This window comes from uncultured Sphingomonas sp. (assembly GCF_937871615.1).
Taxonomy (GTDB): Bacteria; Pseudomonadota; Alphaproteobacteria; order Sphingomonadales; family Sphingomonadaceae; genus Sphingomonas.
Map to the genome: position 1 here is coordinate 1 of NZ_CALMPA010000044.1, position 10,010 is coordinate 10,010.

Sequence of the window (10,010 nt, forward strand, 5' to 3'; positions counted from 1 at the left end):
GTTCAGTGTTCGTTCTTCAACCTGGCCAAAATCGCAGATTCGGGCCGACTGGGCCTAGTAGGCGAGCTTGCCGGCGAGGATCGGGCGTTGCCCGGCCAGAAACAGGATTTCGACGTGTTGCGGCAGGGTGCGGACCTCATCAGGGGTGAGCAGCGGGCGGCCGGAATGGTGTTCGCCGTAGGATATGCCGGACTTATCGGAATCGAGCGCCTGGCCCATCGTCTTGAACACGGCGGTTTCCTGTCCGAGCAGATCGGAGACGAGGCGGGCGCTTTCGTGATCGTTGACGCCGAACACCTGTAGGACGCCGGCGTTCGACAGGAACATGCCGGCGCGCGCGCCGTATGTGGCGCGGAGCTGGTGAACGTCCTGCAGGATGGGCCAGAGCTGGACGCCGTAGCCGGCCATGAGGCCCATAGCGCGCTCGACGGGGGCGAGGTGGCCGAGGGCGGCGAACTCATCCAGCAGGTAGAGGACTGGCGCAGCCAGTGGGGCAGGGGACGAGCTGCCCGCCCTCGCCATGTCGGTGAGGCTTTGGGTGACGAGCAGGCGCAGCCATCTGGAATAGGTGGCGAGGCGATCGGGCGGCAGGACGAGGAACACGGTGGCGGTCCTGGCCTTGAGATCGGCAAAGCGGAAATCGGATCGGCCGAGGACCGCGACCATGCGCGGCGAGTCGAGGAAATGGGTATGGCGCTGCGCGGCCGACAGCACGCCGGCCGCCTCGCGATCGGACTTGCCCAGGTGACGATTGGCGGCGCGCGCGACCAGGCCGCCGGCGGCCGTGGACGCCTGCATGGCCTTGAGCAGCGCCGTGAAGGCGTCAGGGGCGAGCGTGAGGTTGTCGCGCAGGGTGGCGAGGGTGCGCCGATCGCGCGGCTCGTTCGCGACGACATGGAGGATGATTCCGGCGATCAGCGCCTTGGCTTCCTCGTTCCAATGCGCCTCGCCGGCCGTGCCTGGTTCGTCATAGACCAGGGCGTCGGCCAGGGTGCTTGCGTCCTCGGCCACGTCGAGGCCGTCAGGGTCGAGGGCATCGAGGGGATTGAAGGCGGCCGAGCTTTGCCCGGTGACGCCGAAGGGGTCGAGGACGTGGACCGGCCCGAACTTCTGGCGGGCGCGGCCGGCGATCCTGGCATTCTCGCCCTTGGGGTCGATGCAGATCACGGAGCGGTCGGCGGTGAGCAGATTCGGGATGATGGTTCCCACCCCTTTGCCGGTCCTGGTCGGTGCCATCGTGAGCAGGTGCGCCGGCCCGTCATAGCGCAGGAGGCGCTTTGTCTTCGGATCGCGGCCGATCAGGAGGCCGGCTTGCGAGCGGGTGAGGGGAGCGGTTTCGCGATCGGTTGCGAAGCGGGCCGAGCCGTGGGTGTCGGCGTCCATGTCCCCGAAGTGCTGTATCATCGGCCTGGACAGGAGGCGGAAGACGAGCAGGACGAGGAAGGCGGTGAAGGCGAGGTTGCCGACATACCAGAGCGCATCGCCGCGCTGGATGCCGGCCCATTGCATGAGGGCCATGAGGCCGCCGCCGACGATGAACAGGACCAAGAGGAACAGCACCCCGGCCCTGGCGATGTAGCCGGCGGCGCGGAACGGGGCGGTGACGATCGCGACGAAGGCCCATAGGGGATCACGCGCGGCCGCCCGCAGCATGTTCTTGAAGGCGGCCCAGGCCAGCCGGAAATCATTCATGGGGTTGCCTCCCTTCGGCTGGTCGCGGCCGAGTTGGCCGGCAGACTGGAAAATCCTCTTGAGGGCGGCCAGCCAGGCGGACGTGACATCGCTCATGGGTCAGGCGCTCCGGTCCCGCCGCCGGCGGCCGGCTTGAGCAGATCGTCAAAGAGTTCCTTGTCGCCGTCGCGGGTGAGGAAGCCGGGCAGCTCGCGGCGCAGCCAGTCGGGCAGGGCGCGCGACAGCTCATCCCGGCCGTGTTCGAGGCGATGGAGGACGAGCGCGCCGAGCAGCACCTTGCGGCGCGTGTCCCTGGCGCGCTCCTGCTTGTTGAGCCTGGCCTTGAGGGTGGCGCGCTGCACATCCAACTCGGCCAGCCTTTGTTCGATCGTCTTGCGCGCCATCGTGTCGCCTCCCTGCTTCCGGTCGCGGGCGAGCGTAGCAGGTTTTCGGCAGGGTAGGGGATCACGGATGGTTCCGGCCTTGAAAAGTGGAGCGTGCGGAGTCACAATCGCGGCCTTATTCGCATCGCATTGACGTTGCCACAGCGCCCCACCGGAGGCATGAGAGAGCGGAGCGAGCGAATTACGAAGGGCGCACTTACGAGTTGCTGCGCAACTCAGTGCGGCACTGGCGCAGAAGCGAAGGCGGATCAAACCGGGAGAGGAAGGAAATCGGCGCTTGGCGATCTATCATTGCAGCATGAAGCCGATTTCTCGGGCGACCGGCCGAAGCGCGGTCGGATCGGCGGCCTATCGCTGCGCGGAAAAGCTGACCAACAAGCGCGACGGCATCACGCACGACTACACCCGCAAGCAGGGCGTCGAGCATTCCGAGATCGTGTTGCCGGAAGGCAGCAACGCCGATTGGGCGCGTGATCGGTCGGAGTTGTGGAACGCCGCCGAGGCAGCCGAGAAACGCAAGGACGCGCGGGTTGCGCGGGAGTTCGAGATTGGCTTGCCGCACGAGCTGTCGGCCGAGCAGCGGCTAGAGGCAGCGCGGGACTTCGCCCAGGACCTCGCCAACCGCTACGGCGCGGCCGTGGACTTCGCCATCCATGCGCCGCATGGCGAGAGCGACGTTCGCAACCACCATGCCCATGTGATGATGACGACGCGGCGGGTTGGCGAGGACGGGCTAGGCGAGAAGACCTATATCGAGCGGGAGAACAAATGGCTGCTGTCGAACGACCTTCCGACCACCGACATGCAGCTCCGCGACATTCGCCAGTCGTGGGAGGTGATCGCGAACGAGCACCTGGCGCGGGCCGGGCTGGATATTCGGATCGACCATCGTTCGCACCTTGAGCGCGGGCTTGAGATCACGCCGACCGAGCATATGGGTGTCCATGCCACGCAGATGGAGCGGCGCGGCCTCGACGTGTCGCGGGCGCGGCTGGACGAGGACGCGGCCCGGCGCAACGCCGAGCTGATCCGGGAGAAGCCCGAGCAGGTGCTTTCCCTCATCACGAACGAAAAGAGCGTGTTCGACCGTCACGATGTTGCGCGGGCGCTGCATCGCTACATCAACGACGACCCGCAGGAGTTCCAGAGCGCGTTCGCGAAGGTCATGGCATCGCCGGCGTTGGTCGAGCTTCAGCCGGAACGCATCGACCAGGGAACGGGCGAGATCGAGCTTGCGCGATATTCGACGCGGGAAATGGTCGAGATCGAATCCGGCATGGTCGCGTCGGCCGAGCGTATGCACCAGGCGCGCAATCATGGCGTCGATCGCCGGCATGTCGATCGCGCCATAGCCGCCCAGGACGCCGCCATTCAGCGCAGCGCCGGCGATGCTTCCGCCCGGCTTTCGGACGAGCAGCGGGCGGCGATCGAGCATGTCACCGGCCGGGAGCGTATCGCGGCCGTTGTCGGTTTCGCCGGCGCTGGCAAATCCACCATGCTCGCCGCCGCGCGCGAGGCATGGGAGGCCGAGGGCTACACGGTCCACGGCGCGGCCCTGTCAGGCAAGGCGGCCGAGGGGTTGGAGGAAAGTTCCGGCATCCAGAGCCGAACGCTCGCGTCATGGTCCCGCGGTTGGGAGAACGACCGCGGCACGATCGGCCGCGGCGATGTGTTCGTGATCGACGAGGCGGGTATGGTCGGGAGCCGGCAGCTCGCCCGCTTCGTTGGCGAGGCCGAGGCGCGCGGGGCGAAGATCGTCCTTGTAGGCGACCATGAGCAGCTACAGGCGATCGGGGCCGGCGCACCGTTCCGCGCCATTGCCGAGCAGATCGGCCATGCCGAGCTTTCGGAGATTCGCCGGCAGCGCGTGGACTGGCAGCGGGAGGCGTCGGTTGGCTTCGCCACGCACCGGACGGCCGAGGGCCTGGCCGCCTATCGGGATCATGGCGACATTCGATTCAGCGAGAGCGGCGAGGACGCGCGCGGCCAGATCGTGCGCGATTACCTTGCCGATCGCGACGAGCGACCGGACGGCACCCGCGTTGCGATGGCGCATCGCCGTGCCGATGTTCGCGCCATCAACGAGGCGATCCGTTCCGAGCTACAGGACCGGGGCGAGCTGGCGCGCGTGGCCGAGGACGGGCCAGGGTCGGGCGACGTCACCCGCGACATCGACCAGGCGCGGGAAGGACCGGGCCGGGCGCTGACCTTCCAGACCAATGACGGCAAGCGCGACTTTGCGACGGGTGACCGCATCGTGTTCTTGGAGAACAGCCGCGATCTTGGCGTGAAAAACGGGATGCTCGCGACCGTCGATCATGTCGAGCCGGGCCGCATCATCGCCACGCTCGACGGCCGGGGCGACAGCGTTTCCGTGCCGATGGGCGATTATCAGGCGATCGACCACGGCTATGCGACGACGATCCACAAGAACCAGGGCGCGACCGTTGATCGCGCCTATGTGCTGGCGTCGGGGACGATGGACCGGCATCTAACCTATGTCGCGATGACCCGGCACCGCGACGGGGCGCAGCTCTACGCAGCGCAGGACGAGTTCACCAATGCCGGCCGCCTGGTCGAGCATGGGGCCGCGCCCTTCGAGCATGACCCGCAGAAGTCCGATAGCTATTTCGTGACGCTGGAAAACGACAAGGGCGAGCGTCGCACCCTATGGGGTGTCGATCTTGAGCGGGCCATGAAGGAGGCCGCGCCGGAGATCGGGGAGAAGATCGGCCTTCAACATCTAGGTTCCACCCCCGTCACCTTGCCCGATGGCACGGAAACGCACCGCAACGCATGGAAGGTTCAGGACGCCGGCGAGCTGGCCTATGACCAGCTAGAACGCCGCCTGTCGCGGTCGGGCGTGAAGGAAACGACGCTCGACTATACCCGCGACTTTGCCGAGCGGCGCGGGATCGCGGAGCAAATGGGCGTCCGCAGCGAGATCGAGATTCCGGCCGAGCGCGCCGGGCTACGTGCAGAACGGGAGTCGACGGCCGGGGATCATGCCCTTGATCGGAGATCCTCGCAAAAAGTCGGCGCGGATCTCGCCCAGGATCTTCGTGCAGATCCGCGCGAGGATCTCGCCCAGGACCGGGGAAGCGATCGGCAGCAGCGCCGCAGCCGGTTCGAGGGCCTGAAACTGTCGCGGGGCGCGTCGGCCGCGCAGGACCGCGACGAGCCGGCCCAGGATCGGACGCAGGAGCGCCCACAGAAGGCCGAGACGCGCCGGCGCGGTATGTTTGACGGGTTGCAGCTCAATGCTGGCCGTGGGGCCGATCGACAGGCTTCCCAAGAGCACGCAGACGGGCCGGAAAGGGAAGGGAGCTTGCGGCGGGCGCCGGCGAAAGACCGGCTTGTCGAACGCTTGCGGCCGCAGTCGGGGTTCGAGCAGGCCGTTGACCGCTACACGCGGGCCTATGAATCGGCCCACAGGCAGCGGAGCGAGGGGCTTCCCATCCTCGACGGCCAGCAGCAGGAATTGCGACAGGCCGGCCAGCAGCTCGACCAGGCGCGGCCGGGCGCGCGCGAGCTGATGCGCTCGGCGCTGCGCTACGACCCGGACATGAGCCGCAGCATGACCGAGCTTTCCGGCCGGGAGCGCGTCGGCCAGGTCATCGAGCGGCTGGACCACGAGCGCGCCATGCAGGCCGACCCGAATGTGCGGGCCGACCGCTTCGTTGAACGCTGGCAGGAGCTATCACGGCAGCGCCAGCGGCTTCACGGCTGGCAGCACGACGAGGCGCGCGGCAAGGTGGAAGGCCAGATGCAGGGCCTCGCCAAGAGTCTTGAGCGCGACCCGCAGGTTGAATCCATCCTGCGCAATCGTCGGCAGGAAATCGGGATCGGCCAGCACATGCGCCAGAGCGAAGGCATATCCCGCGAGCTGCAACAGAGCCTCACGCGCGGCCGCAGCCTCGGGCTTGAACGGTAGGAGACGGCATGACGGACGAGGACAGGGAGAGATTCGAGCCGGAGACCTCGCCCGACGACGCCGGCGACCCGGCGGCCGCGTTCGAGGCGTTGCGGCGCACGGTCGAGACGCAGGGAAAACAGCTCAACGCGGAAATGACCATCATCCGCAAGGGCGTGGAGCTGGCGTTGGAGCAGTCCGAGAAGTTCCGGCAGCTGCCCGATTACGGCCCCGATCTCGGTAAGATCATCCAGTTCCTCGCCATTGTCGATGAGCGGCTTGAGGCCGTAGAGAAATCGCCCATCCTGCGCAACGGCCCGGAGCACTATGCCCGCGCGCTCGAGCGCAGCGGCGAGAGCCTGGTGAGAACCGCCGCGCAGCAGCTCGAGAACGAGAGCCGGGATTTCCAGAGGGTTGCGCGGGAGCTGGCCGAACACATCGCCGGCGCGCGGGAGCGCCATGCTCAGAACCGGCTCTTGTGGATCGTCGGGGCCGCCGGCGTCCTGGCCGGCATCGTGTTGACGTTGTTCATCCCCAACATGCTGCCGGGGCAGCTCGACACGCGCGTTGCGGGTTTCGTCATGGGACAGGACCGATGGAACGCCGGCGTTACCATGATGCGGGTGGCCGACCCCGAAGGCTGGCGCGGCGTGGTCGATTCCTCGCAGCTCGTGCGTGACAATGCCGAGACGATCGGCCAATGCGCCGAGGCCGCGCGCGCGGCCGGCGAGGATCAGCGATGCACGATCACGGTGGCAGCGCCGGGGCGGTAGTGTAGAGGTGGATGCAGGTTTCGGGACTTTTGCGACAATGGGCCATCCCCGATATTTGACGTTCCGCTCCGAAAGCATCCCCAAATTGCAAAGGCTGATATGACGAAGCTCACACCGCAAAAGACCATGAACCCCAATACTCTCTTCCGTAAGGGAGATTTCTTCGTGCTTTTTGGCGAGCTGTTTGGCCGTGGCTATGCAGCCGGTCTGCTTGACGAGGCCAAGGCGGCGGGCATGACCATCCTGGGGGTCACGGTCGGCCGTCGCGAGGAGAATAACGCATTGCGCGCCCTGGCTGATGACGAACTGGCTGCGGCTGAAGCCAATCTCGGCGGCAAGATTATCAACACTCCGCTGATGGCTGGCTTTGATCTCGATGCTCCCGAGGGCGGTCCTACCCCAACCGATCTTCTCGGGAAGATGACTCTCGACACCTGGCAGACCGATACCCTCGATTGGGACTATATTGCGCGCTGCCACGAGGTTGGATTGACACGGTTCAAGACCGCGCTCGACGCAGTTATGGCGGAACTCGATGCCCTGATCCCCGACGGCAGGAACGTCTTCTTCGCACACACAATGGCAGGTGGTATCCCGAAGGCCAAGGCCGTTCTCGCTATCGTAAACCGCATCTACAAGGGTCGTGGCGCGCGACATATGTCGTCGCAGTCGCTGATCGAAAGCGATCTCGGGAAGCTCGTTTTGCAAAACTTTGACGAGGTCTCGGCTAATACCTTTGGCTACCTGCTTGAAGCCAGCTCTGCCATCCGTGCCCGGATCGAGGCGACCGGCGGGCAGGTTCGTTACACCGCCTACGGCTATCACGGCACCGAAGTTCTGATTGGCGACAGCTATCGCTGGCAGACTTACACCAACTACACTCAAGGCTATGCGAAGATGCGCCTTGAGGGTTTTGCCGAAGCTGCATGGCGCACAGGCGTAAGGGCCACGGTGTTCAATTGCCCCGAAATCCGCACCAATTCCTCCGATGTATTCGCCGGGCTCGAACTGTCGCTCCTACCGTTGCTGGCTGCGCTGAAGAAAGAAGGCGGGGGAGCCTGGGTCGAGTTGCTTTGGCAAGAATGCCAAGACCTGCTGAAAGACGGCGTGACGCTCGAAGCCCTGCTACAGATTGTTTTGGATTATCAGCAAAACGAGGCGATGCAGCCCTATTATGACTTCGACCTTTGGCCGCTGCCGAACAGCGCAGCTCAGGCGGAGCAGACCATCGGCACATCGCAGGAGATTGTTCAACTGCACAAAGATAACAGGATTCTCGTGAGCGACGTCTTGAGCCATCATGTGGTCAAGGCGATCGGCCAGTTGATCTTTGGCGAGGTCAGCGAACCCTCCGGGCCTGTCCTGTGGCTGAACCACGATCTGGTTGCACGTCGACTCATCGCAGCAAGCAGGGGGAGTGCAGGCTGACACCTTGCACAGTCGGAGCCATATGCTCTAGCCGCCGAAAAGCGAGGCTGTCTGTCGCCAAAATCCTAAAACCCGCGACAGATCGGCGGCCCCCGGAAAATCAGGGCTTTTCGTGTCGCAAGTCTTTGTCGCAAGTGGTAGAAAACTTGCGACATGATTTGCGACAGGAATCCGCCGCCCATGATGATCGGCTATGCCCGCGTGTCCACCCAGGGCCAAGACCTCGACCAGCAGCGCGCCGCACTCGGCGCGGCCGGCTGCGTCCGCATGTTCGAGGAAAAGGCTTCCGGGGCGAAGCGCGACCGGCCCGAGCTGGCGCGGATGCTCGACCATCTGCGCGCCGGCGACGTGGTGACGATCGCCAGGCTAGACCGCCTCGCCCGATCGACTGGCGACCTTCTCAGCATCGCAGAGCGGATCAAGGAGGCCGGCGCTGGTCTGCGCTCCCTGGCCGAGCCGTGGGCCGACACGACGACGCCGGCCGGCCGCATGGTGTTGACAGTGTTTGCCGGCATTGCGGATTTCGAGCGATCCTTGATCGTGGAGCGCACCAGCGCCGGCAGGATCGCGGCGAAAGCCCGAGGTGTGCGGTTCGGCCCCTCCCCTACCCTGTCGGCCGAGCAGATCGCCCACGCCCACCAGCTTATCGACCAGGACAAGAAGCCAGTTGCGGAAGTCGCCCGGCTCCTGGGCGTCCATCGCGCTACCCTTTATAGGGCGCTCAATGATGCGCTGACTAGGTAGGGACGGCCGAAACACAACCAAAGGGGACAATATGCCCGCTGAAATCAGAGCCGCCACGCTCGATGACTTACCGCAGATGGTCGATCTCTTGATGCAGGATGCCCGTAGCAGGCAGGCCCACGACCCGGTGCTATGGGTGCTCGATGATGACGCCCCTGCAAAGGTGGGAGAGGCCGTCAAATTCGCCCTAACGGCGGAAAAGCAACCATTCCGACAAAAATGGCTAGTTGCCGACGCAGGCGGCGAGCTGGTCGGCGTTGCCCATTCCGTGCTCTTGCCGGTTCCTCCGATCTATGCCGGAAAATGGGGCGATCCCGGCCTACTGATGCCGGAGTGCTTTGCTACAGCAGACGCGCCGCCAGGCACGATCCCGGCGCTTGTGGAAGCTGCCGAAGCGGACCTTCGGGACGCGGGAGCAGAGTTGCTGTTGGCCTCTTTTGTTTGCGGCAACGACTTGCGAGTGTGTTTCGAGCAGCGGGGATATAGGCCGCTGACGCTCTATCTCGCCAAGAGCAATCTTGAAGGCGCGACCCCGCCCCTCGATGTGCGCGCGGCTTCGGATAGCGACATTGCGGGGATCGTCAGGCGGAGCGCGGAAAACAGGAAAGATACTCGCTGAGCTGGATGTATTCTGGACCCCTCACGCAGATGCTGACGATCGGTTCGGCAACTGGATGAGGCGATGCCAGACGATGAACGACCGGGATATGCTCGTGTGCGGAACACCGGAGGCCCTGGACGGCTATGTAATCGCGCAACCAGCCTCGCGACTGCATTTTCCCCCGGCCCACGACATTCGCGCAACGGGCGTAATAGATGACTACTATCACAGGGAATATTCCAATCCCGCAGAGCTGCACGATGGCGTGGAGGCCGCATCCTCGTTGCTGCGTGCCGCAGAGGCGGCATTCGTGGACCGTGGCATGAGCGCCGCCGTGGTGGTGTGTCCTGCCGCATGGACCTCGAAAATTACGGTCCTTGAGCGCGCAGGCTACAAGACGGCGATCATGTGGATGATAAAGCGATAACCGAAACCATAGTGCTCGGCGGTGTCAAAAGGTGGGTTCTCGCCATGCT

General features: G+C 65.0%; 8 protein-coding genes. 6 read left to right on the forward strand and 2 right to left on the reverse strand.

Translation table 11 applies throughout. The features are described 5' to 3' along the window. Nucleotides 1-54 precede the first annotated feature (54 nt). Nucleotides 55-1,692 (reverse strand): type IV secretory system conjugative DNA transfer family protein, encoded by a 1,638-nt coding sequence (locus Q0316_RS11430; RefSeq protein WP_298672500.1) that lies wholly within the window; start codon nucleotides 1,690-1,692, stop codon nucleotides 55-57. A 92-nt stretch (nucleotides 1,693-1,784) separates the two neighbouring features. After that, a complete protein-coding gene (locus Q0316_RS11435) occupies nucleotides 1,785-2,075 on the reverse strand; it encodes a mobilization protein (protein ID WP_213339717.1) in 291 nt (96 codons plus the stop codon). Between the two features lie 277 nt (nucleotides 2,076-2,352). Between Q0316_RS11435 and traA the strand changes: the two genes are divergently transcribed. From traA to Q0316_RS11465, 6 genes are all read left to right on the forward strand, one after another. Further along, nucleotides 2,353-6,009: a Ti-type conjugative transfer relaxase TraA gene (traA, locus tag Q0316_RS11440; RefSeq protein WP_298672474.1), complete on the forward strand. Its 3,657-nt coding sequence runs from the start codon at nucleotides 2,353-2,355 to the stop codon at nucleotides 6,007-6,009. An 8-nt stretch (nucleotides 6,010-6,017) separates the two neighbouring features. Next, nucleotides 6,018-6,761, forward strand: a complete 744-nt coding sequence (locus Q0316_RS11445) for a DUF6118 family protein (RefSeq protein WP_298672477.1) — start codon at nucleotides 6,018-6,020, stop codon at nucleotides 6,759-6,761. 99 nt (nucleotides 6,762-6,860) lie between these two features. After that, complete coding sequence (locus Q0316_RS11450) at nucleotides 6,861-8,189, forward strand: hypothetical protein (protein ID WP_298672480.1); 1,329 nt, start codon at nucleotides 6,861-6,863, stop codon at nucleotides 8,187-8,189. Between the two features lie 180 nt (nucleotides 8,190-8,369). Next, a complete protein-coding gene (locus tag Q0316_RS11455) occupies nucleotides 8,370-8,933 on the forward strand; it encodes a recombinase family protein (RefSeq protein ID WP_279678499.1) in 564 nt (187 codons plus the stop codon). 31 nt (nucleotides 8,934-8,964) lie between these two features. After that, nucleotides 8,965-9,552: a hypothetical protein gene (locus tag Q0316_RS11460; protein ID WP_298672493.1), complete on the forward strand. Its 588-nt coding sequence runs from the start codon at nucleotides 8,965-8,967 to the stop codon at nucleotides 9,550-9,552. Nucleotides 9,553-9,625: 73 nt separating this feature from the next. After that, on the forward strand, nucleotides 9,626-9,961 hold the full coding sequence (locus tag Q0316_RS11465; RefSeq protein ID WP_298672496.1) for a hypothetical protein: 336 nt from the start codon (nucleotides 9,626-9,628) through the stop codon (nucleotides 9,959-9,961). Nucleotides 9,962-10,010 lie beyond the last annotated feature (49 nt).